Annotated in this window: 21 protein-coding genes; 8 read left to right on the forward strand and 13 right to left on the reverse strand. The window is 54.4% G+C overall.

From position 1 onward, the window contains the following. Genes MKleb_RS06985 through MKleb_RS06995 form a run of 3 tightly spaced genes read left to right on the forward strand, consistent with a single transcriptional unit; the run spans position 1 to position 3,435 of the window. Positions 1-1,242 (forward strand): MFS transporter, encoded by a 1,242-nt coding sequence (locus MKleb_RS06985; protein WP_025107089.1) that lies wholly within the window; start codon positions 1-3, stop codon positions 1,240-1,242. Between the two features lie 16 nt (positions 1,243-1,258). Next, complete coding sequence (locus MKleb_RS06990; protein WP_025107088.1) at positions 1,259-2,284, forward strand: sugar phosphate isomerase/epimerase family protein; 1,026 nt, start codon at positions 1,259-1,261, stop codon at positions 2,282-2,284. Further along, the gene (locus MKleb_RS06995) at positions 2,284-3,435 is read left to right on the forward strand and encodes a Gfo/Idh/MocA family protein (protein WP_025107087.1); all 1,152 of its coding nucleotides are present in this window, start codon (positions 2,284-2,286) and stop codon (positions 3,433-3,435) included. The genes MKleb_RS06990 and MKleb_RS06995 overlap by 1 nt, the downstream gene beginning before the upstream one ends. 37 nt (positions 3,436-3,472) lie before the next feature. Here the strand turns inward: MKleb_RS06995 and MKleb_RS07000 are convergent, their stop codons facing one another. Further along, a complete protein-coding gene (locus MKleb_RS07000) occupies positions 3,473-3,889 on the reverse strand; it encodes an Exc2 family lipoprotein (RefSeq protein WP_014228272.1) in 417 nt (138 codons plus the stop codon). A 600-nt stretch (positions 3,890-4,489) separates the two neighbouring features. On the opposite strand from MKleb_RS07000, the gene MKleb_RS07005 reads away from it, so the two are divergent. Further along, positions 4,490-5,131 carry a helix-turn-helix transcriptional regulator gene (locus MKleb_RS07005; protein ID WP_025107086.1) on the forward strand — a complete coding sequence of 214 codons (642 nt, stop codon included), beginning with the start codon at positions 4,490-4,492 and terminating at the stop codon, positions 5,129-5,131. On the opposite strand, the gene MKleb_RS07010 is transcribed toward MKleb_RS07005, so the two are convergent. From MKleb_RS07010 to MKleb_RS07040, 7 genes are all read right to left on the reverse strand, one after another. Continuing rightward, entirely contained in the window at positions 5,132-5,815 is a 684-nt protein-coding gene (locus tag MKleb_RS07010) for a fimbrial biogenesis chaperone (protein ID WP_025107085.1), read from the reverse strand. Next, the gene (locus tag MKleb_RS07015) at positions 5,812-7,446 is read right to left on the reverse strand and encodes a fimbrial protein (RefSeq protein WP_217076542.1); all 1,635 of its coding nucleotides are present in this window, start codon (positions 7,444-7,446) and stop codon (positions 5,812-5,814) included. Before MKleb_RS07015 ends, MKleb_RS07010 begins: the two co-directional genes overlap by 4 nt. Beyond that, entirely contained in the window at positions 7,436-9,973 is a 2,538-nt protein-coding gene (locus MKleb_RS07020) for a TcfC E-set like domain-containing protein (protein WP_025107083.1), read from the reverse strand. The genes MKleb_RS07015 and MKleb_RS07020 overlap by 11 nt, the downstream gene beginning before the upstream one ends. Positions 9,974-9,981: 8 nt before the next feature. Next, entirely contained in the window at positions 9,982-10,659 is a 678-nt protein-coding gene (locus tag MKleb_RS07025) for an EcpB family pilus assembly chaperone (protein ID WP_025107082.1), read from the reverse strand. A 64-nt stretch (positions 10,660-10,723) separates the two neighbouring features. Continuing rightward, positions 10,724-11,302, reverse strand: coding sequence for a common pilus major fimbrillin subunit EcpA (ecpA, locus tag MKleb_RS07030; RefSeq protein ID WP_004111140.1), 579 nt, complete (start codon positions 11,300-11,302; stop codon positions 10,724-10,726). 70 nt (positions 11,303-11,372) lie between these two features. Further along, positions 11,373-11,990 carry a LuxR C-terminal-related transcriptional regulator gene (locus MKleb_RS07035; protein WP_217076545.1) on the reverse strand — a complete coding sequence of 206 codons (618 nt, stop codon included), beginning with the start codon at positions 11,988-11,990 and terminating at the stop codon, positions 11,373-11,375. 675 nt (positions 11,991-12,665) lie between these two features. Then, positions 12,666-13,064 (reverse strand): NUDIX hydrolase, encoded by a 399-nt coding sequence (locus MKleb_RS07040; protein WP_025107080.1) that lies wholly within the window; start codon positions 13,062-13,064, stop codon positions 12,666-12,668. Positions 13,065-13,275: 211 nt separating this feature from the next. Here MKleb_RS07040 and MKleb_RS07045 point away from each other — a divergent pair, with 211 nt between their 5' ends. Then, positions 13,276-14,256: a LacI family DNA-binding transcriptional regulator gene (locus MKleb_RS07045; RefSeq protein WP_014228283.1), complete on the forward strand. Its 981-nt coding sequence runs from the start codon at positions 13,276-13,278 to the stop codon at positions 14,254-14,256. 5 nt (positions 14,257-14,261) lie between these two features. Here the strand turns inward: MKleb_RS07045 and MKleb_RS07050 are convergent, their stop codons facing one another. Both MKleb_RS07050 and MKleb_RS07055 read right to left on the reverse strand, forming a co-directional pair. Beyond that, positions 14,262-15,506, reverse strand: coding sequence for a mechanosensitive ion channel family protein (locus MKleb_RS07050; protein WP_014837733.1), 1,245 nt, complete (start codon positions 15,504-15,506; stop codon positions 14,262-14,264). Between the two features lie 77 nt (positions 15,507-15,583). Then, a complete protein-coding gene (locus MKleb_RS07055) occupies positions 15,584-17,011 on the reverse strand; it encodes an MFS transporter (protein WP_014228284.1) in 1,428 nt (475 codons plus the stop codon). A 109-nt stretch (positions 17,012-17,120) separates the two neighbouring features. On the opposite strand from MKleb_RS07055, the gene MKleb_RS07060 reads away from it, so the two are divergent. Continuing rightward, positions 17,121-17,987 (forward strand): helix-turn-helix transcriptional regulator, encoded by an 867-nt coding sequence (locus tag MKleb_RS07060; protein WP_025107079.1) that lies wholly within the window; start codon positions 17,121-17,123, stop codon positions 17,985-17,987. Positions 17,988-18,247: 260 nt separating this feature from the next. Here MKleb_RS07060 and nfsB read toward each other — a convergent pair whose 3' ends face one another. The 3 genes from nfsB to MKleb_RS07075 all read right to left on the reverse strand — a co-directional run bounded on the left by nfsB (position 18,248) and on the right by MKleb_RS07075 (position 19,969). Further along, positions 18,248-18,901: an oxygen-insensitive NAD(P)H nitroreductase gene (gene nfsB, locus MKleb_RS07065; protein WP_014228307.1), complete on the reverse strand. Its 654-nt coding sequence runs from the start codon at positions 18,899-18,901 to the stop codon at positions 18,248-18,250. A 118-nt stretch (positions 18,902-19,019) separates the two neighbouring features. After that, on the reverse strand, positions 19,020-19,388 hold the full coding sequence (locus MKleb_RS07070; protein WP_025107078.1) for an MmcQ/YjbR family DNA-binding protein: 369 nt from the start codon (positions 19,386-19,388) through the stop codon (positions 19,020-19,022). Then, the gene (locus tag MKleb_RS07075; RefSeq protein WP_004848568.1) at positions 19,388-19,969 is read right to left on the reverse strand and encodes a TetR/AcrR family transcriptional regulator; all 582 of its coding nucleotides are present in this window, start codon (positions 19,967-19,969) and stop codon (positions 19,388-19,390) included. Before MKleb_RS07075 ends, MKleb_RS07070 begins: the two co-directional genes overlap by 1 nt. A 190-nt stretch (positions 19,970-20,159) precedes the next feature. Here MKleb_RS07075 and MKleb_RS07080 point away from each other — a divergent pair, with 190 nt between their 5' ends. Both MKleb_RS07080 and MKleb_RS07085 read left to right on the forward strand, forming a co-directional pair. Next, a complete protein-coding gene (locus MKleb_RS07080; protein WP_025107077.1) occupies positions 20,160-21,260 on the forward strand; it encodes an MBL fold metallo-hydrolase in 1,101 nt (366 codons plus the stop codon). Positions 21,261-21,292: 32 nt separating this feature from the next. After that, positions 21,293-21,634, forward strand: a complete 342-nt coding sequence (locus MKleb_RS07085; RefSeq protein ID WP_004848570.1) for a RamA family antibiotic efflux transcriptional regulator — start codon at positions 21,293-21,295, stop codon at positions 21,632-21,634. Positions 21,635-21,988 lie beyond the last annotated feature (354 nt).

Consider the following 21,988-nt stretch of genomic DNA (forward strand, 5'->3'; position numbering starts at 1 on the left):
ATGGTCACAACAACCGAAGGTCGTGAAAGTCCCCGCGTAGCCCACCGTTTTCTGGTGCCGCGGCTGTCGTTAATGATGTTTATGCAGTTCTTTATCTGGGGTAGCTGGTCGGTGACGCTGGGGCTGGTGATGACCCGCTATGAGATGTCGCTGCTGATCGGCGATGCTTTCTCCGCCGGGCCGATTGCGTCTATTCTCTCGCCGTTTGTGCTGGGAATGCTGGTCGATCGCTTTTTCGCTTCGCAGAAGGTGATGGCGGTGATGCATCTGGCCGGAGCGGTTATTCTGTGGTTTGTCCCGCAGGCGCTGGTGGCGCAAAACGGCGCGCTGCTGATTGGCCTGCTGTTCGGCTACACCCTGTGCTATATGCCGACGCTGGCGCTGACCAACAACATCGCTTTCCACAGCCTGGCGAACGTCGATAAAACCTTTCCGGTGGTGCGCGTCTTCGGCACCATCGGCTGGATCATCGCCGGTATCTTCATCGGCGTCACCGGTATCTCCGATACCACCGGCATTTTTACCCTGGCGGCGCTCTGCTCGGCGGCGTTGGCCGTTTATAGCCTGACGCTACCGCACACGCCGGCGCCGGCGAAAGGGACGCCGGTCCAGTTTCGCGATCTGCTGTGCGCCGACGCTTTCGCGCTGCTGAAAACGCGCCACTTCCTGATTTTCTCCCTCTGCGCGACGCTGATTTCGATTCCGCTGGGGACCTACTACGCCTATACCGCCTCTTATCTGGCGGATGCCGGCATCGCGGACGTCAGCACCGCGATGTCGTTCGGTCAGATGTCAGAAATTTTCTTTATGCTGGTGATCCCGCTGCTGTTCCGCCGCCTCGGGGTGAAATACATGCTGCTGATCGGCATGGCGGCGTGGTTCGTGCGCTACGCCTTCTTTGCGCTGGGGGTCAGCGAAGAGGGGCGCTTCCTGCTCTATCTCGGCATCCTGCTGCACGGCGTGTGCTATGACTTTTTCTTTGTTGTGGGCTTTATCTATACCGACCGCGTGGCCGGTGAAAAAGTGAAGGGCCAGGCGCAAAGCATGATCGTGATGTTCACCTACGGTATCGGCATGCTGCTGGGGTCGCAGATCTCCGGCGCGCTGTACAACCATCTGGTGGCAGGCCAGAGCGTACCGCAGGCGTGGGTGACCTTCTGGTGGATCCCGGCGGTGGCCGCTGCGGTTATCGCGCTGATTTTCCTTTTCTCTTTCCATTACAACGAGAAAGAGCAGCGTTAATTTTTCAGGAGGTGGTATGAAAACAATCAAAGGACCGGGCATTTTCCTGGCGCAGTTTATCGGCGCGCAGGCGCCGTTTAATACCCTGGAGGGCGTGGCGCAGTGGGCCGCCGGTTTGGGCTATCAGGCACTGCAGATCCCCTGTAACCATCCGGCGATTTTCGACGTTGAACGCGCCGCCGCGAGCCAGACCTACTGCGATGAGGTGAGCGGCATACTGGCGGAACAGGGCCTGGCGATCGGCGAGCTGTCCACCCATCTAGAGGGGCAGCTGGTGGCCGTTCATCCGGCTTATGATACGGCCTTTGACGCGTTTGCGCCCGCCGCGCTGCGCGGTAACCCGCAGGCGCGCCAGCAGTGGGCGGTCGAGAAAGTGCGCCAGGCGGCGGTGGCCTCGGCGCGTCTGGGGCTCAAGGCGCACGCCACCTTTTCCGGCGCGCTGGCGTGGCCTTATTTTTATCCGTGGCCGCCGCATAATCAGCCGCTTCTTGATGAGGCCTTCGATGAACTGGCCCGGCGCTGGCGACCGCTGCTGGACGTTTTTGACGAGCAGGGCGTGGATGTCTGCTACGAAATCCATCCCGGCGAAGACCTGCATGATGGCGTGACATTTGAGCGTTTCCTGCAGCGGGTCGATAACCATCCGCGCTGCAATATGCTCTATGACCCCAGCCACCTTCATCTTCAGCAGATGGACTACCTGGGTTACATCGATATCTATCATTCGCGAATCAAAGCCTTTCACGTCAAAGATGCCGAATTCCGCCGCGACGGGCGCAGCGGGGTCTACGGCGGCTATCAGAACTGGCAGCAGCGGGCGGGGCGTTTTCGTTCGCTGGGCGATGGGCAGATCGATTTCAAAACGATTTTCAGCAAGCTCACCGAGTATGATTTTGACGGCTGGGCGGTGCTGGAGTGGGAGTGCTGCCTGAAGGACGCGGAGGTCGGCGCGCGCGAAGGCAGCGAGTTTATCCGCCGCCATATCATCCCGGTCTCCGGGCGGGCGTTTGACGATTTCGCCGCAGGCAAGGAGGGGGAATAATGATTCAGGTCGGCATTATTGGCTCCGGATTTATCGGGCCGGCGCATCTGGAAGCGCTGCGCCGGGTGGGCGACATCGAGGTGGTGGCGCTGTGCGACGGTTCGCTGGAGATGGCGCAGCAGAAGGCGCGCCAGCTCAACGTGGCGCACGCCTACGGTAGCGTTGAGGCGCTGCTGGCGCATCCCGGGCTACAGGTGGTGCATAACTGTACGCCGAACCATCTGCATGCGCGGATTAACCGACAGATCCTCTCCGCCGGACTGCACGTCTTTTCGGAAAAGCCGCTCTGCATGACCGCGGAGGAGGCCCGTGAGCTGGTGGCGCTGGCGGAAAGCGCCGGGGTGATTCATGGCGTCAGCTTTGTTTATCGCCAGTTTGCCATGGTGCAGCAGGCGGCGGCGATGATGCGCAACGGCGATGTCGGGAGGCTGTTTGCGGTGCACGGCAGCTATTTGCAGGACTGGATGCTGCTGGAGACCGACTATAACTGGCGGGTGGATTCGGCGCAGGGCGGGGCCTCGCGGGCGATGGCCGACATTGGTTCCCACTGGTGCGATACGGTGCAGTTTATGACCGGCCGACGCATTGTGGAGGTGATGGCGGATCTCTCCATCGTCTGGCCGACGCGCCAGGCGCCCGTGGCCGGCGACGCGACGTTCAGCCAGCATCGCGATGATATCGCGTATGAAGCGCGGCCCGTCGATACCGAAGATTTGGGGTCGGTCCTGTTTCGCTTCGACGATGGCAGCAAGGGGAGCTTTATCGTTTCGCAGGTCAGCGCCGGGAGAAAAAACGGCCTGACGGTGGAGATCGGCGGCAGCCGCTGTTCGCTGGCCTGGGATCAGGAAATGCCACAGCGGCTGTGGATTGGCCATCGCCAGGGGCCAAACCAGCTGCTGAGCGACGATCCGAGCCTGATGCTCGGCGAGGCCGCCGCCAGCGCCCACTTCCCCGGCGGGCATAATGAAGGCTGGCCCGATGCGTTTAAAAATATGATGCTGAGCTTTTATCAGGCGGTGCGCACCGGTGAGATGCCGCCGGCATCGTCACGGCGTTTCGCCTCGTTCTACGAGGGGGCGGATGTGATGTACATCATTGCGGCGATAGTGAAAAGCCATCAGCAGCAGCGCTGGGTGAAGGTGGAAAGATAAGCCGAAGGCGCGGTGCGCATTTCGCGCACCCGCTGGGTTATTTCACGCCAAAATAGCCGTCGAGATACGTTCCGGCCAGTTCATTACCGAACAGCACGGCGTCTTTATTTTCCATTTCGTTATCCCATTTATCGCTGACGTTGCCGGTAAATGCGTGCTGGGTTTTTGTGCCCTCTGCCACCTGCTGCCTGATTGCGTCGGCGGTACGGCGGGCGTCGCTTTCGCTCATCCCCGACTTTCTGTCCTGCTGGCCGCGGGCATAGATGTCGGTAAAGTTCGGCAGATTTAAGCGGTAGTTTTCCTGACGGTTACTAACGAAGTTACCGCCGACGAAATCGCTGCGGTGTGAGACAAAATAGTAAGCGTGGCGTTCCGGGGACGATTTTGAGGAGGTACAGCCGGAAAGGGCGGCAAGCGAACAGCCGAGCGCGATAAACGCTATTTTTAGTTTCATTGATATCATCATCCATAATTATTAGAACAGGTATACCGATCATTCGGCTACAGAACAAAACGGCTAATTATGTCTATACGGTAGCACCTGAAGACCCATGAATCCAAGGGTCTTCAGGCAGCATTTTTTAGTTCTGCGCCAGCCCGCCATCAACGTAGTCTGGTGGTTGCTGACAGCCCCTCGGACCTTATCAGCGGCAATATCGACTGCGCGTATTTATCGACTGGCTGGCGGAGGCATTTCCGGCGGCGGCGAGTGGGCCACTGCCCACCGGAGCCAGAGAATGACGATTGCCTGCGAATATTATGCATCGCGTGATGATAAATTAAGTCACAAAATTGTATGCTCGCTTCGAGTAAGGGAATCAGGCAGCGATGTTTTGCTATATATGATATAGTTAAATTATATGATGGTTCTATTAAAATATTTAATGAAAGGTGTTAACGTTATTTTTCCGAAGGTCTGGAATTATAAATTAGTCTTTTGTTTTCTATGGTTATAGTAAATATAATAGCGGCAATAATTTTTGTTTATAGTATGTTTGATATTCCATATGTATCTTTTTGAAAATATTTTTTAGCCACTCAAGAGGTAAGCGTAATGCCGGCAGGTAACCATGAGATTAAATGTATGGCGTGTGGTTTAAACTGCCCTATTGAAGCGGAAGATAAAATGGAGCGATCCCTTTGCGGAGAGAGGAAGTTTTCTGTATGGCCAGATAAAAACTATTTTTTTAAGCGAGCGGTGAATGATTTGGTTTTTCGTGAAATTACCTGTTTTTTGCCTGAAGGAATGGTGGTGGTGGATTTCTCCCTCGACAATATTTTGTATTTTCTGCATGAGGAGTGGGCTGAAAAACTGCAGGAGACCGGGCTGAAAGTTATTTTACTCGCGGATAAGAGCATGCTGCCCATGGCTAATTTTTGGATGCTGCGCTCCGGATTATTATGGTCGGTGGTGGAAGTCAACGATAGCTTAAGCAGCTTAATCAAGAAAATAAAACGCATCATGCTGGGGCGAAATCTTCGCTGCCGGCGCACACCGTCGCTGACGGAGCATGAAATGAAGACGCTGCGCCTGCTGGCGGACGGGCATTCCAGCCAGGATATCGCCCGCATCATGGCGTGCGATACCCGCAGCGTCTACCGCTTTCAATACTCTTTATGCAAGAAGTTCGGCGGACTCAATCGCCTGCGCGAGCTGCGCTTCAGGCATAACATACCCGCTCTGGATCGGCAGTGATTAGTCAGAGGCATCGGTAAAGCAGCTGCTTCCTAAGCGATGGTATTTACCCAGTGCGACAATAAATTTTTTATTACCGTATTGAGCCTTAGGATCTTTCCAGCTTTCCCCTGGCAGCATGTAAAATTGCGTCGAACTTTCATCATCACCATTGCATCCTTTCTGGATAACAACTCTAAAAAAGGTGTTACCGGTATTTTTAATAGTGCCTGTTTCTTCGTTTATCTCATACTTGAACTGCGTTTTACGCGGGCGCACGATGAGTATGGTGCTCATAGACACTGAGGGAACGACATCCATTTGTTTCTGGTCCTGACGCCAGGGGAAAATCGTAACCGGGGTTTCCTTAAAAATTACCCGATAATATCTCTCAACGGCATCTTTAGGCCCGCGATAATAGAGTTTAAAATATTCCTGGCCATTCGCCTGTACCGTGAACTTCAGCGGCGACCAGACCAGATCTTTATCCTGGCCTGGAACGGGTCTTTCATCTCCGCTGCCCGGTCGGGAGATTTTATAAGCCGATATGGTATACAAATTGTTGTTTTTTGTATCATTGACTATTGGCCGGGAGATAAAATCTTTACTGGCATCCATATCATAGATAATAGAGTCAAAGTACACCGCAGACGCGGGCGGCATCCACAGCCCGCATAATCCGATGACAAGGATTTTTTTCATCATACCCCCCGATCGACGCCAATCCAGGTGGCGGTCACTTTCACATCTCCGGTAGCGTTGACGACACCCATCCAGTCATGGCCATTGGTGGTGAACTGTGAATGCGGGTCATCCATCGGAAACAGCAGTTTCAGCGTGGTGGTAAAAAAGAAACCATCGTTAACGTTGGCGTTCCAGGCCGTCTGAACCCAGGCGGCATTGGTCATATCGACAGGATCTTCGCCGCAGCTGTTGCGGACTTTTACCGCTTTACCGGTAGCGGACGTCCATTCGAGGTAGGCCGGGACAGGCACTTTTAGCGTCTCGTCCGCTGAGGTAAACAGGCAGTACGGCAGACCATACATGTTGATGGAGTCGCCGATGACCTGGGCGGTGATGCTATCGGCCTGACGCGATGCGGAGGTGGTGACTGTATACTCAAAGGTGATGGGCTCTTCGCTACCGATCTTGCCGGATGCTTGTGGATGCGAATGCCCGTCGCTGGCGACAATGCTGATGCCGTATTCCCGCGGGATGAGGTTAATTAATGTTGATGGCGTGAACTGATAATAACCCGATTGTGTGGTGACGGCGTTATCAAAATAGAAGGTAAACAGAGAATCCTTGTTGGTTAAATCCGTTCCCGCCTTGAGGACTTTTTGGAAAAAGGCGTTGGACAGGAACACGTAGACGTAGTTACCTGACGGTGTGAAAACCTGGTTATAGTCGACGGTAGTGCTACTGTAGTTGTACCAGGTTGCCCCATCACCGCTGAACCTTACTTCCGATGCGGAAGGAGAGAATCCCAACATTGCCGTATCAATGAGCATCCGGATATCAAGGCTGGAGGTGAGTACTTTGGTCTCCTGTAAATTGTAAGACACCATTTTACAGATGATTCCCGAAGCTCTCGACGAACCGCTTCCGGCCTCGCCCATCTGGCATAATTCAGAGCCGAGGTTAACGCTTGGCGTGCCATCGCTGGCAATCCACACTTCAGCCATAGCACCGGTACTGTTTAACTTCAGATGCGAGACCTTTTCGAGGTTGAACGTGTAGTAGCGCCATGTTCCCCCGCTGGGGAGATCTTTACAGCGAACGCCGGAGGCAAAGTCATAATCGGTATTGGTATTCATGTAGCAAAGATTAAGCTGCAAAGAATCGATGGTCCCTACCGGCCGATCGCGAAAATACTCATAGGCCGACTGGCTCAGCGCGCCGGCGCCGTAATAACCGTTTGCTACGGTGTTGCCGGACATCGCGTGATAGTAGCCGTCTTTATCGATGACATCGGGAGAAATATAGCCAGACGCCGGGCAGTTTGCGCCCGTAGACATGCAGCGGATCCCGAGAAACGGCTGGTTAATGGGCGAATTCTCGATCCACAGGTCGAAGTAGCGGTTGGCGTAAGCCCAGCCTACGTAGGTTATATATCCCAGGCTACGCTGGTTAGTCGGATATTTTGTCCAGACGTTGGCTCCGGTGAAGCGCGGGTCGAGGGAGCTGGTGGTGATGAAATATTCGTCATCGACATCATTGTCGATAAACATATAGGAGTTGCTGCCGCTTCCGCTGTTGCTGGGGGTGAGCGCCATAGCTGGCGCAGCCAGCAGCCAGCCGGCCAGCAGCATGATGCTTTGGGGTTTAATAGACATTCTTAACATCTCCAGTCACTGATGCCGTTTGTTGTTGGATCTCACAAGGAATCTCCCCGACCCACACGGCGCCTTTCGCTTCATTCAGATCCAGATCCACTTCGCAAATGCCGCCGAATTTATCCACCAGGGTAATCACTGGATAACGCTTATCGACGTCCATGGCGAACTCACCGAGTTCGTCGGTTCGGGTTTTACCAATGTGGTTATGAATATCGGCGTTGGCGTAGTAACCGCCGCGACGGTCTTTCACCCGGCCAAATACGGTGACCAGCTGTTTGACTTCCGGATTAATCACGCTGACGTTGCCCGGATAGAGCACGACTTTGCTGCGGCGGTCGGTAACGATGTCGACGCTGTCTTCTGAGTTTTTGTCGTTCATCAGCTCCACCTTATATTCCGCGTAAGGCGGAAGGCTGATGAAGTTGCTTTTGCCGGTGAGGGGATAGCTTTGACCGTTGATCTGCGCCATCATCCGGCCCTTGCCGCTGAAATTGGTGTTAACCACCAGGCCTGCGGTTTGGGTACCTTTTCCGGCATAGATATTTTTTTGCGTCCAGGCCACGCTGCCCTGTGAGCTCAGGCTGTAGTTTGAGCTGTGCTGCGATGAGCGGCTGACGGAGACGGTGCCGGCGTTATATTTGGTGTCATAGCTGACGTAACCATTGGTTGCGTAATCGTCGGCGCGATAGCTGCTATCGTCATTTTTATTCTGTTTAATTTGTTTCGAAACCGATGCCCCCACCTGGGTAATGGCGCTGTTGTCGAAGCTCTTTCGCAGCGTGGCGTTAGCCAGCATATTACCGTTCTGGCTGGACACCCCGGTGCTAAGCCAGGTAGAGAAGGGGATAGAGATATCAATATTGACGTACTTATCGCGCAGATTTTCGTGGTTGTTGTACTGATAATTCTGAATACCGGCGCGCAGAGAAATCGTCGCATAGCGATTGGCTAACAGCGATTGATCGTAATCGACGTTGGTATAGGTGCTTCCGGTATATTTATTATTGGTTCGGCTGACGCTCAGCGTACCGAGGAACGGCGCTATTTTGCGCAGGTTAGCGTTAGCGCCTACGGTAAAGTAGTCGTTCTGCTGCATGGGCAGCGCGTTACCGATAGAACCATACTGGCGCGACCCCCACAGGCTGCCGTACCCATCCGGTAAACTCATATTGAAGGTGGAGGTACTCTGCCAGCTGCCGTCGGTAGCGAGCAGCCCCTGCTGGTTAAAGCTGAACGAGTTGTTGAAAATAACGTTCGCTTCCGTTTCATTGACGCCGTTATTGTCAAAACCGTAGAGCGTGGTTTTCAGATTCACGCCGGAAAGCCAGGATTGGTTGGTTGCAGCGGCGACCCCGGCAATCCACGTATTCCGTGTGCCATAATTGATGTTGTAGTTGTGGCGATAGTCCATCTTGTTGTATTCGAGGCTGCCCGCGAAGGTTTGCCATGAGAGATCGCCGGTGACGCTCGATTTTCGGGCGAACGTTTTATTGATGTTCGCCGTCCGGCTGCTGACCACGCGCCCGTTAACGACCACCTGTATATCAACGTTGTAGATGCCAAACGGCAGGCGCGACGTATCCAGTTCGTAGCTGCCCATGGAGAAGTTTTGAATGCTGAGCAGTTTACCGTCACGGTAAACGTGTACTTCACCGGCGGCCGGCAGGAACACCGTTACGGGCACCAGAGCAAGCGTGTTATCTTGCGTTTGTGAACTGCTTTTATTGCCATAGCTGATGCCGTAAATGCGGCTGGAGTTCAGGGCGCTCATGCTGGCGATCGATTGCAGATTCCAGGTATCCACCATCCCCATCGCCAGGCGGCGCCCCTGATAGTCACGTTCGTACATCGAGCGATACAGTTTGCTCTGCTGGTTGCTGGTACCAATACCGTACAGAGAACCGTTGAAGTTCAGATGGTGCTCGCGCAGCGACCAGGTATTGTCCAGCGTCAGGTAGCTACTTGCGCTATCGGTATTCTCATATTTGTTGTAATAGCTTCCCATGGAGTAATTCAGTACGCTGGAGAGGTCCTGCGCAGTGGATTCTCCAAGTACGTTGGTACGCGGCAAAATAGCGGCCTGCATGGCCTCCCGGTTAACCGTCAATTCAAGATAAAATGAACGCGTATCGAGTGATAACGAGGCGTCTTTGTTGATATAAACGCGCTGACCGTCGCCGATGCTTTTGTCCTGCATCTCGTTAATCAGCGATTTTATTTGCGGCGATAGTTCAGTTCGCTCAGGGAGATCGCTGAGGGTGATCTGGTTCAGGCGAAACTCATTATCCTTGATGGTAAGGATGGCATCAGCGATTTTTTGCTGGCTGCGTTGGGTACTATTATCGCCTTCATAACGAATAAAAACAGGGACCGACATGCCCTGATATAACGCGTTAGCAAATACCGAAGGAATAACATAGTTACTGACTTTAACTGGCGCTGTAGCATTAGCTGCCCAACCCTGGTTTACCGTAAGCAATAACCCAGCGAACAACGTCCCTTTGACATAACCAAGATTATCCATAATATTACTCAGTTTACATTTATATATTGCTCACCGTGCCATATTCCAATTCGCGTTTTTTTGTTGGTGAGATCGGTATGCTTTATTTTTACGCTGACACCAGGCATGACATAATAGCGTTCACGGCAGCCTTGACCCTCATCCTTCGCTTTATCACGACAGGGCCCGTAGGAGATAACGCGGAATGAAGCGTTGCCGGTATTGGTCACCGTGTCATTATCGCGACGATAGTCAAATCTTTCTTCACGCGGCGCGACCACCAGAATGGTACCAATAATGGCAGAGGTCGTTGCCTCACCCTGTTTTTTCTTTTTACTGGCTTCGAACTCGGTCACCGGCTCATCGGTCCAGGATATGCGGTAATAACGTTCCTGGTTGTCCTGAGGTCCTTTGTAAAAAAAACGAAAGTTCTCTTTGGCATTTCCGGGTAATATCAGGCTGGCTGGCGTTGATAATAATTCCGATCTGCTCGCCATCGGGATAACAGTGCCGCCGGCCATAGGCGATGAAATACGCTCCACGCTGACGCTAACGTAACGCGCCGTATCGGTGGTATTAATGATTTCTTTTGCCAGAGTCGAGGCATCCGGCCCCATTATTGAGGTGACGTCTCCGACATTAATTGCATGGGAGGAGGGCGTCACGGTGAATAAGAAGAGAGAGAGTAATAATGGATTCAGTTTCATGGCGCATCCTTATAAGGAGGCCGAAGCCTCCTTGTCATACCGGACAGGTGTTGGCTACACCTGATTAGATAGTCCAGACCGCGTTGAACTGAACGCGAACGTCGCCGCTCCAGTAACCGTCGGTTAAATCTTTGAACTCAGCGGCGGTGCTGCCGTCAGAAGTCGCGGAGTCGACAGTGAAATCGAAGGAACCCTGAGTGCTGACGCGATCGGCGCCTGCGAAGGCGGTAGCGACAGCCAGCGCATCCAGACCCGCGGAGATGTTGTTGGCGGTATCAATCATCGTTACCGGGGTGGTTTTGTTCAGCGCGTTGCCGTTCCAGCTCACACCGACGGCCAGAGTAGAGGCATCAGTGGTACGGCTCAGGGTGTTGCTGACAATCTGAGAGGTCAGCGTGAAGTCGGTCGCGCCAGACTGGCCCTGGATGGTGATGTCAAAAGCGCCTTTCTGGGCGTTAAACGCTTCAATCCCTTCAGCGTACTGGAAGTTCAGGGATTTCAGCGGAGTGACAACCAGCGCGCTGGTGGTGTCTTTAGTTGCGCTTGCATCCCAGCTTGCAGTGGCGGAAGTGGTCACGTCAGCCATTGCGTTGGAAGAGATAAGAGCCGCAGCCACAACACCCGCTAATACGATTTTTTTCATTTTAAATTTCCTGAGAATAATTAAGTTAGTTCCATTTATGGAGTTATTGCTACAAATACTGATAATGACTTTATCCAGATAGAATAATGTTTAACTTCCCTCTGCCTCCCATCTTATTCTGCAAGCTGAGCTTGATTGCGTAGATCCTTTTTTCTGCCATCTGCAAATCGTTGGCTATTTGCTTAACCGACTTTTCTGCGAGTAAAAGATCGAGAACCAGCACTTCCTGGTCGCTGAGTTTTTGGCGGTAACCTCGACCATCTCTTTGACCGAGAAACGAAAGCTGTATTTTCTTTTCAATCTCGTCTCGGGTATCGCTGGTGTTGATAATCGAAACTATCTGCTGACAGCGGTGTTTCCAGAACAGCGCCAGCGGCTGCGCTAACCTGTCGGCAATCAACACTATCCGCAACCCTGTTTTGATCAGATATTCAATCCATTTATCATTGGTGAATAATCTGATGTTGTAGCGAGAAAAATCAACAAAAATAAATCCAGAATTAGAGAAGTTGTAGTGCTTGTTAATTAAAAAACAATGCACACCATTTTTTAAATAGATGTTTTTATCGGGCCATACGCAATAGCGGGTTTCAATGCAGTTAATCGATTTTATCGTAGGTCGTGGATAGATTTCGCATTGATACTGACAGCTTATGCAGTATACCTTCTCATATTTCTGCGGAGCCATATGTCGATTTATTTCCCTATATTGTATTACCCTATCGTTCAATGATGTGGCTATATTATGGCTAGTTAATAAATGTGACAACTTTAATTTCTGGAGAGTTATATAGATGAAAAATGTGTAAATTCTTAAGGGCTGAAATTGACTGGATTGATACTAACCTACTATTCTGAATAAGAAAAATCTTAAGGTGCAGGATTTTATGTCGATCGCTCCTTAAGAATTATCCATGGTGACCAGGAATTTTCTCGCTGAATGGGGGAGAATTGGTTAAAAAAAAACAGCACAATAAGTCAAAAAAAATGCTATTTCATCGCTGTTTGTTAATTTTGTGTTTTTGTTTTGTTTTATTTTGTGGTGTTTATTCTGTAATCACCTGTTTTTTGTAAGGGAAAGTTGCGATATTTTGGATTATGGGGGAAAGGACCGTCTGGCGAAATATGATCTGGCGTACAAAACAGGGCGTTTTTAAGAACTAAAACGCGTCGGCGCTTGAAAAGGAGCGAATCAGAAGGATGTGCTAAATCTTAACCGGAAGAAGCGGACAAATGCTTCTCGGGGAGACGGGGCGCTGCAGCCTGAACGGGCTCTGCCTGCAGGCCGCCGTAGCGCCACCGGGACGATGGCAGCGTGAATGTGCAGACAAATGAGCCAATACTTTCGATGCGCCCCGGGCGCTTACGCCCCTTTCAGCAGAGGAAGCAGGTGATTCTCGGTAAGAGGAGCAAGCTTAATATGCCGATCCTGGCCCGGCGTATACCAGATAACTTCTTCTATTTCTGCCGTCGGTGTAAAGCTCGCTCTGTTGGTGGCTATCTGAAAGATATCCGCCGAGACCGTATGGCCCGGCTCGTTTGCCGCCGTATCGGTGAAGCGGCCTAACGGGACCAGTTCTTCAGGTGAGACGATGAAGTTGAGCTCCTCTTCGAGCTCGCGGATCAGCGCCGCTTCCGGGGCTTCCCCGATTTCAGGTTTTCCACCGGGCTGCATAAAGTACTCAGTCCCTCGTTTGCGTACTAAAAGACAGCGTCCTTGACCGTCGGCGATCACTGCCGCCGCGATATGAATATTTTTTATTGTGTTCAAGAGATACCCCAGTTATATGCCGATGATGTTCAACGGCCGGCGTACGTTTCATCTCTCGCGAAACAACGCCGACGCTATCATGATAGCGACCTTAGCGTGCTAATCAATCCCGTCGATTCTCGCAAAACCTGCTGACGGCGCAGGCGGGGCTCATTTATGATAGCCTGCGAAATATAACGTCTATGCGGGAAGTGCAGCCTCTATGTCAATTCAGAAAATCGCTCGCCTGGCGGGCGTCTCGGTGGCGACGGTATCGCGGGTATTGAATAACAGCGATACCGTTAAAGCGAAGAATCGCGAACGTGTGCTGCAGGCGATCAAAGAGAGTAACTACCAGCCGAATTTGCTGGCCCGCCAGCTGCGAACGGCCCGCAGCAATATGATTCTGGTGATGGTCTCTAATATCGCCAACCCCTTTTGCGCCGAGGTGGTCAAGGGCATTGAAGAAGAGGCGGAAAAGAACGGCTACCGGATCCTGCTGTGTAATTCAGGTTCGGATTTAGCCCGTTCAACCTCGGGGCTGCAGCTGCTCTCCGGCAAAATGGTCGACGGCATCATCACCATGAACGCGCTCTCCAGCCTGCCGGAACTCACCACCATGATCGGCGACGCGCCCTGGGTGCAGTGCGCGGAATATGCCGATAACGGCAGCATCTCCTGCGTCGGCATCAACGACGTCGACGCGGCGCAGGGCGCCGTTTCCCGGCTGGTTGACGGCGGGCGTAAACGCATTGCTTTAATCAACCACGATCTCAGCTATCGCTACTCGCGCCTGCGCGAGCGCGGCTATAAAAGCGTTCTGCACGTTCGCGAACTGGCGTATCAACAGGTGATCTACGCCAGCGATCTGAGCGCCGCGGCCGGTAAACAGGCGATGGAGACGCTGCTGGCGCAGGAAGAGCAGCCGGACGCGGTGTTTGCCGTCTCTGATTCGCTGGCGGCGGGCGCGCTGCGGGCTATCGCTCAGGCCGGAATGCGGGTGCCGGAAGATATTGCGGTGGTCGGTTTTGATGGCACCGAACTGGCTGAAGTGGTATCGCCGCAGCTGACCACCGTGGAACAGCCTTCGCGCGAGATTGGCCGTACGGCGGTCACGCTGCTGATGAAAAGAATCGACAATCCCGACGCCGCGGTCGAGCGGGTGATGATGGACTGGCGCGTCATTTCCCGCGCCAGTGCCTGAGGATATTACTGAGACACCGCGCCCGCCAGCGAACGAATGTCGTTACCGGTAGGGGACTGATGGATCCGCAGGCCGAATTCGTCAACCACGGCATAAACGTGATCGAATATATCCGCCTGAATGCTTTCATATTCCGCCCACACCACGGTGTTGGTGAAGCAGTAAATCTCAATCGGCAGGCCGCTGGCGTCCGGCGCCAGCTGGCGCACCATCAGCGTCATATCTTTGCGGATGCGCGGATGATTACGCAAATACTCCTGCAAATAGGCGCGGAAGGTGCCGATATTGGTCATCCTGCGCTGATTCAATATCGATTGATCGGCGGCGTTCTGCTGGTTCCACAGGCTGATTTCCTGATGACGTGAATCCATATACGGTTTCAGCAGCCTGGCCTGAATTAAGCGCTGCTGCTCCTGTTCATCAAGAAAATGAATGCTGGTGGTATCGATATTCAGGCTGCGCTTAATGCGGCGACCGCCGGATGCCGACATACCGCTCCAGTTTTTAAACGAGTCGGAAACCAGCGACCAGGTTGGAATGGTGGTGATGGTGTTATCCCAGTTGCGCACCTTCACCGTGGTCAGGCCGATGTCAATCACCGCGCCATCGGCGCCATATTTTGGCATCTCCAGCCAGTCGCCGAGCTTGAGCATATCGTTGGCGGAGAGCTGAATTCCCGCCACCAGGCCAAGAATAGGATCTTTGAATACCAGCATCAGTACCGCGGCCATCGCGCCGAGTCCGCTAATCAGAATCGCCGGCGACTGGCCAATCAGTAAGGAGATAACCAGAATGCCGACAATAATCGCGCAGACCAGCTTAATACCCTGAAATATCCCTTTAAGTGGCAGCTGAGAAGCGGTGGCGAATTTCTGCGATAAATTGAACACCACGTCAAGCAGCGAAAAGAAGGACAGCATCGCGTAGATCATCACCCACAGCTGCGCGCAGGTGGTGAGTATTTCCGCGGCCTCGCTGCCTTTTTGCAGCCACAACACCGCCTGCACGTTGACGATAATCCCCTGCAGGGTGAAGGCCAGACGATGAAACAGTTTGTTCTGGGTAATAATTTGCAGCCACAGGTGGCTACTGGCCTTCGCCCGCTTTTCGAAGGTGCGCAGCACCACTTTGTGCAGAATAAGATGAACGACAATCGCCGTCAGAAAAATAATGCCGAAGATAATAATGAGTGAGGTGGTGGGGGTAATTTTGATGCCTAATGCGGCGATTTGCGATATGAATTCCTGCATAACGTCTCCTTTACATCCAGCGGTTATGATGACCGCTGGATGTCTATTATGCAAATCGCAGGTTACGCTGTTGTGAATTATGGGGTCGCTACCGCCGGACGGACGTTAAGGTGATGGCGTAGCCACAGCGCGATGGCGCCCAGTACCAGCATCATCACCACTTCCACCGCCAGGAAATCGATCAGCGCCCGGGGATAGTCGCCGCCGCTGCGCTGGGCAAGGGTTAAGAATAGCGACCCGAGAATTGCCGGGCCCAGACCCAGCGTCGCCTGCTGCAGAGTGCTGAGAATCGCGCTCCCGGCCCCGGCGTCGCAGGCGCTGATATCGCGCATCCCGATACGGTAAAAGCTGTTGACGATCAGCGCCTGCCCGTAGCCGATAAGCGCCGTGGAGGGGACCAGCGCCAGGGTGGTGGTGTGGATACCAAGGCGATAAAAGGTCGCGCTCAGCAGCAGCAGGCCGACAATCTGCACCGACAGGCCGGTCAGCAAAATGCGCCCCATGCTGTAGCGGGCAATCAGCTTCGGCGCGTACAGCGCGGAGATGAAGTAGGCCACGCCGAGCGCGATAAAGCTGTTGCCGGACTGCCACGGCGCCATCCCCAGACCGGCCTGCATGGTCAGCGCCATGCAGAACATAAACCCGGACCAGGCGCTGAAAAAGAGCAGGGCGATGGCCATGCCAAAGCGAATGCTGGTGAGCTTCAGCAGGCGAGGCGGCAACAGCGGCTGCTCGCCGCGCTGCTGTTTGCTCAGCGCGCTGGCCCGCATCCAGACCAGCAGCGGCAGCACCGCAGCTAACATCAGCTGCAGCGTCCACGGCCAGTGCAGCTCCGGCCCCAGCGCCATCGGAAACAGCAGGCAGCAGAGGATCAGCGCAAGGCTGAAGGTGCCCTGCCAGTCGATGCGCGAATGCGCTTCGCGCCGGGTCTCCGGAACGTATCGCGGGCTAAAGGCCAGCACCAGCAGGCAGATCGGCACGTTTATAAAGAAGGCATTTCGCCAGCCTAAACCGGCGATATCCGCCGAGACCAGCCAGCCGCCGCCCATCTGACCGACGATAAAGGCGATTCCGCCAATGCCGCCGTAGAGGCTGATGGCCCGGGCGTGGGCGGTGCCTTTGAGGGTGATATGCAGCGTAGCGAGAATCTGCGGCACGATCAGGGCCGCGCCGGCGCCCTGGACCGCGCGCGCCGCCAGCAGCGTGGAGATGGAGTTCGCCATCCCGCACAGCAGGGAGGCGACGCCAAAAATCGCCACGCCCCACATAAACAGACGGCGGCGGCCATAGTTATCGCCAAGCTTGCTGCCCATCGCCAGGCAAACGGCAAAGGCGACGCCGTACAGCGCGACGATCAGCTCCAGCTGGGTGGCGCTGGCGTTCAGCGACTGGGTGATGGAGTCCAGCGCGACGTTGGCGATCGAGGTGTCGATCAGCGGCAGCATCTGGCCGGTCAACAGAAGGAATAAACCGGCGCGGCCGGGTGAAACAGCAGACGAATTCATCGGATCTCTCCATTGCGTCATTCAGCGGATGGCCGTAGCATCACCGATAAATTAAACGGGTACCAGTTCCTGCTTATACTGGTATTGGCACTACCATGCTGGAGGTTTTATGACGACCATGCCGCAACGTGAATCGACGATCGCCGCGCCCGATGACGGCCGTAAACAGCTGGGGGCGTTTCTGCGCGCCCGGCGTGAGAGCCTCGATCCGCAGCGCCTGGGGTTACCTCGCGTCGGCCGGCGGCGCACGCCGGGCCTGCGGCGGGAAGAGGTGGCGATGCTGGCGGAGGTCGGCGTCACCTGGTACACCTGGCTTGAGCAGGGGCGGGAAGTGAATCCGTCCGCGGCCGTGCTGGTGTCGGTGGCGAACGCGCTGCAGTGCAGCCCGCTGGAGACCCGACATCTGTTTGTCCTGGCCGGACTGACGCCGCCGGAAGCCGCGCAGGTCACGGTATGCGAAGGCATCAGCCCGGGCACCCGGCGGATGCTCGATAGCCTGATGCCGCAGCCCGCCAGTATTCAGAAGCCGAGCTTTGATATTGTGGCCTGGAACGACAGCTTCTGCCGCCTGATGGGCATCGATTTCGCCACCATTCCGGAAGAGGATCGCAACTGCATTTATCTGTATCTGACCAATGAAACCTGGCGCAGCCGCATCGAGAATCGCGACGTGCTGGCGACGTTTGTCTCCTATTTCCGCGCGGCGATGGCGGAGCACCGCGGCGATCCGCTGTGGGAGAATAAGCTGGCGCGCTTTTTCGCCGCGTCGGCGGAGTTCGAGGCGCTCTGGCATCAGCGCTATGAGGTGCGCGGGGTGGAGAATCAGGTGAAACACTTTAACCATCCGCAGCTCGGACGCTTCAGCCTGCAGCAGATGTACTGGTACTCGGCCCCGCGCAACGGTTCGCGCCTGCTGGTCTATTTGCCGATGGATGAAACGGGCGAGCGGGCGCTGGCGTGGCTGCACACACACTAACGGAATGCTTATGAACGTGACCCGAAAAGAGCAGCGCATTATTCAGCGTACGCTCAACGCCTGGCGGTCATTGGCCGCTATGCGGAGCGCATCTGGCACGTGGAGGTATCCTGGCTGCAAAATACTGCGGGCTATCCCCGGGGGCGGCGCTTGACGCGCCTTACCCGGGCTACGGGTTCCCACAGTGTGTAATTTTGTAGCCCGGATAAGGCGACAGCCGCAATCCGGGGATCATCCTGACGTAAAAGAAAAGCAGAGAATTAAATCTCGGTAATGGTCGTCGCCTGCGGCAGGCGTGATTTCGGCAGCGTAGCGTTGAAGTCTTCGACGCTATGATGGCCGACCGGCACCACCACCAGGCTGGTGTAGCCCTGGGCTTTCAGGTCGAATTCGGCATCGAGAATCGCGAAATCGACTCCTTCAATCGGCACTGCGTCCAGGCCCATTGCCGCCACGCCCAGCAGGAAGTTGCCGACGTTGAGATAAACCTGCTTCGCCATCCACTGATCGTCGTCGTGCAGCTCTTTGCGGTGCATATCGGCAAAGAAGGTGCGGCCTTTATGGTTCGCGGCTTTGGCGTCGGCGTTTGCGAAGCGGCCATCGGCCTCTTCCTGGTTCACCACGCGCTCAAGCCAGGCGTCGTCCATTGCGGTTTTGGCGCAGAACACCACCACGTGGGAGGCATCGAGAATTTTACGTTCGTTAAACACGTAGGTGCCGCTCGCCGCTTTGGCAACGCGCGCTTTGCCTTCATCGCTGCTGGCAACGATAAAGTGCCACGGCTGGGAGTTGGTGCTTGACGGGCTGTACTGCAGCAGCGTTTTCAGGTTTTCCGCCTGCTCGGCAGTTAGCTTTTTGGTGGCGTCAAATGCCTTGGTGGAGTAGCGCTTTAAGGCAACCGATACGATATCCATACTCTTCCTCACTGTTTACAACCCCTTGCGGGTGCGTTTCGTGAAGGAAGAGTACAGCGATGGCGGGCAAATGATAAGGGGCAAAAATGCGATAACACTTATCGCGCAGCGCTGAAAATCACCCCGGACGTAGGCGCTGCTGCTCTTTTTTGCTGAGTTTATCGACGATCAGATTCCACGAATCATCGATCAGCTCCGCTAGTAACTCGACGCTGATGTCCTCGCCGGGAACCACGGTGATCCAGTGCTTTTTGTTCATGTGATAGCCGGGCTCGATGCTGCGGTAAATCGCCTGATGAAGCAGCGATTTTTGCGGATCGCACTTCAGGTTGACCAGCGCGCGGCCGCGTACCGTCGCGGTGAGTATAAAAATCTTCCCGCCGACTTTAAACACATCGTACTCCGGGCCAAACGACCAGCAGTGCTCGGTAAAGGGGAGCTCCAGCGCGATACGATGCGCGTTGTCATGCAGCGAGCGGTGATCCATCAGCTATTGTCCTCGGCAAGGGCCTGCCACATGGCTTCAAAGCCCAGCTCGACAAAACGGACGGCGCGCTCCGGCTCGTGGCTGGCGTATTCAATGGTGGTTTCGGCCAGCGAAAGAAACAACGCATCGCCGAAGGTACGGTACTCGTCGGATTGAAAAACGGGTTTGATTGAGCGCTGGCACAGTTCATTGAGCTCGGGAAACATCTCCTGGACGCGGTTGCGGGTTTCGTCGGTGATCCGTTCACTCAGCGCCATCCGGCGAATCGCTTTATGCTCCATGGGGTTACGCACGCCCCAGCCGATATAGCTATTCCAGATATTGCGCGTGTTCTCTTTTGGCCGGGTCTCGTTCGGGTTGAGACCCGCTATCATTGTCTGAACCAGGTCTGCTTTTATGGTCAGATAAAGCTCGTTGAGCAAATCGTCCTTGGTGGCAAAGTAGCGAAAAAGCGTACCCTCGGCAACCCCGGCGCTGCGGGCGATGGCGGAGGTTGAGGCGGCGATTCCCGATTGGGCAAAGGCGGCGGTTGCTGCCTCCAGTAACGCTTGCTTTTTATCTTCACTCTTAGGACGAGCCACTACACTTTACCTCACTCATAATAAAACCACGATCTAAGCACGCCCGGCATGGGCGCTGCAACGCTGTCTGTCAAAATTTGAAAATCGTCTTGACGACTTTCAGCTTCTTCCTAATAATGAGTGCTTACTCACTCATAATCAAGCCTTATAACAAAAACCTCCAGGAAGGGGGATTTCGCCAGGTCAGGATATGAACCGTGTCACTTTCAGCGTGGTCGCCATCATGTTATTAGCGTCAGCAACAACTTTGCCGTTTGTGTTAAATGCCGGATTTGGTCAGGCGCCGCAGGGCGCGCAGCTCAGCCTGGTGGAGCAGTCGCCGCACTATCATGACGGTCAGTTTCACAATCAGCTCCCGACGCCTGGCTTTACCGGGCAAAAAAATATGCTGGCCGCATGGTGGGAGTTTCTGGTCGCCAAACGTGAAAATGCCAGACCGGCCCAGCCGCTGCCGCTGGTGAATACCGATCTGGCCAGCCTGCCGTCAGGGCAGGACGTGATGGTCTGGCTCGGTCACTCCTCCTGGTACCTGCAGCTGGCGGGCAAACGCATCCTGATCGATCCCGTATTTAGCAACTATGCCGCGCCGTTTTCGTTTATTAATAAGGCCTTTGCCGGGGATTACCCGTGGCACGCTGAGGGCATGCCGGATATCGACCTGCTGATTATCTCGCACGATCATTACGACCACCTCGATTACGCCACCATCAAAGCTCTGATGCCGAAGGTCAAGCGCGTGGTGACGCCGCTGGGCGTGGGGTCGCACCTGCGCTACTGGGGAATGGAGAGCGCGATCATCAGCGAGGCGGACTGGAATCAGTCGGTGCAGGTGAGCGATGAGCTGACGGTACACGTCCTGCCCGCGCGCCACTTTTCCGGCCGCGGCCTCAAGCGCAACCAGACCCTGTGGGCCAGCTTTATGTTCGTTACCCCGCAGCAGAAAATTTACTACAGCGGCGACAGCGGCTACGGCCCGCACTTTAAAGCCATCGGCGAACAGTTTGGCGAAGTGGATTTAGCGATCATGGAAAACGGTCAGTATGACCAGGACTGGAAGTACATCCACATGATGCCGGAAGAGACGGCGCAAGCCGCTGACGATGTTCATGCACGCGCGGTGCTGCCGGGTCACGCCGGGCGCTTCGTGCTGGCAAAACACGCATGGGACGATCCGTACAAAAGGCTGGCGGAGGCCAGCACAGGGCGACCGTGGCGACTGCTGACGCCAATGTTGGGTGAGCCGGTTTGGGTCGCTGATAAAACGCAATCATTTAACGCCTGGTGGCGCTAACGATGAGAGTGGTTCAGGAGGAGAGAGGACATATGACTATTTCCGCTCAGGTCATTGATACTATCGTCGAGTGGATTGATGATAATTTGCATCAGCCGCTACGTATTGACGATATTGCGCGCCACGCCGGTTATTCGAAGTGGCATTTGCAACGACTGTTTTTACAGTATAAAGGGGAGAGTCTTGGGCGCTATATCCGCGAGCGTAAGCTGCTGCTGGCGGCCCGCGATCTGCGCGATACCGATCAGCGGGTCTACGATATTTGCCTGAAATACGGTTTTGACTCGCAGCAAACCTTTACCCGCATCTTCACCCGCACGTTTAATCAGCCGCCGGGTGCCTACCGTAAAGAAAATCACAGCCGCGCGCACTGAAAAGCGTCCGCCGGGGGAAGACCGGCGGACGCTTTTTTACCAGGCTCACGTCGTCAGGCCGAGAGAGACAGAATTCAGCAACCGCTGCTGGCATTTCGATATGACGCGTTTAAAGAGCGCAGATAACGCCCTTACAGTCTGAAATATGAGGGGTTAACGGTACGAATAATCGCCCGGTTCTTCAGGACGGCGTGGAACAATGTCGTACTTAAGCTGGTTATCTTATTGAAGAAATTGTTGTCTATTGATGACAACTCACTTATCTTTTATTTCTAATGTTAATTATCATTCTTTAATATTAATTAATCATTTATATTAATGATTAAATTTCATTTGCATCACTGAGTGAAAGTC

This window comes from Klebsiella sp. PL-2018, assembly GCF_019048985.1.
In the GTDB taxonomy this organism is placed as follows: Bacteria; Pseudomonadota; Gammaproteobacteria; order Enterobacterales; family Enterobacteriaceae; genus Klebsiella; species Klebsiella michiganensis.

Bases quoted from the DNA above. Each gene is read 5' to 3' on its own strand.
- MKleb_RS06985 (WP_025107089.1), top strand. From the start codon at position 1: ATGGTCACAACAACCGAAGGTCGTGAAAGTCCCCGCGTAGCCCACCGT.
- MKleb_RS06990 (WP_025107088.1), top strand. From the start codon at position 1,259: ATGAAAACAATCAAAGGACCGGGCATTTTCCTGGCGCAGTTTATCGGC.
- MKleb_RS06995 (WP_025107087.1), top strand. From the start codon at position 2,284: ATGATTCAGGTCGGCATTATTGGCTCCGGATTTATCGGGCCGGCGCAT.
- MKleb_RS07000 (WP_014228272.1), bottom strand. From the start codon at position 3,889: ATGAAACTAAAAATAGCGTTTATCGCGCTCGGCTGTTCGCTTGCCGCC.
- MKleb_RS07005 (WP_025107086.1), top strand. From the start codon at position 4,490: ATGCCGGCAGGTAACCATGAGATTAAATGTATGGCGTGTGGTTTAAAC.
- MKleb_RS07010 (WP_025107085.1), bottom strand. From the start codon at position 5,815: ATGATGAAAAAAATCCTTGTCATCGGATTATGCGGGCTGTGGATGCCG.
- MKleb_RS07015 (WP_217076542.1), bottom strand. From the start codon at position 7,446: ATGTCTATTAAACCCCAAAGCATCATGCTGCTGGCCGGCTGGCTGCTG.
- MKleb_RS07020 (WP_025107083.1), bottom strand. From the start codon at position 9,973: ATGGATAATCTTGGTTATGTCAAAGGGACGTTGTTCGCTGGGTTATTG.
- MKleb_RS07025 (WP_025107082.1), bottom strand. From the start codon at position 10,659: ATGAAACTGAATCCATTATTACTCTCTCTCTTCTTATTCACCGTGACG.
- ecpA (WP_004111140.1), bottom strand. From the start codon at position 11,302: ATGAAAAAAATCGTATTAGCGGGTGTTGTGGCTGCGGCTCTTATCTCT.
- MKleb_RS07035 (WP_217076545.1), bottom strand. From the start codon at position 11,990: ATGGCTCCGCAGAAATATGAGAAGGTATACTGCATAAGCTGTCAGTAT.
- MKleb_RS07045 (WP_014228283.1), top strand. From the start codon at position 13,276: ATGTCAATTCAGAAAATCGCTCGCCTGGCGGGCGTCTCGGTGGCGACG.
- MKleb_RS07050 (WP_014837733.1), bottom strand. From the start codon at position 15,506: ATGCAGGAATTCATATCGCAAATCGCCGCATTAGGCATCAAAATTACC.
- MKleb_RS07055 (WP_014228284.1), bottom strand. From the start codon at position 17,011: ATGAATTCGTCTGCTGTTTCACCCGGCCGCGCCGGTTTATTCCTTCTG.
- MKleb_RS07060 (WP_025107079.1), top strand. From the start codon at position 17,121: ATGACGACCATGCCGCAACGTGAATCGACGATCGCCGCGCCCGATGAC.
- nfsB (WP_014228307.1), bottom strand. From the start codon at position 18,901: ATGGATATCGTATCGGTTGCCTTAAAGCGCTACTCCACCAAGGCATTT.
- MKleb_RS07070 (WP_025107078.1), bottom strand. From the start codon at position 19,388: ATGGATCACCGCTCGCTGCATGACAACGCGCATCGTATCGCGCTGGAG.
- MKleb_RS07080 (WP_025107077.1), top strand. From the start codon at position 20,160: ATGAACCGTGTCACTTTCAGCGTGGTCGCCATCATGTTATTAGCGTCA.
- MKleb_RS07085 (WP_004848570.1), top strand. From the start codon at position 21,293: ATGACTATTTCCGCTCAGGTCATTGATACTATCGTCGAGTGGATTGAT.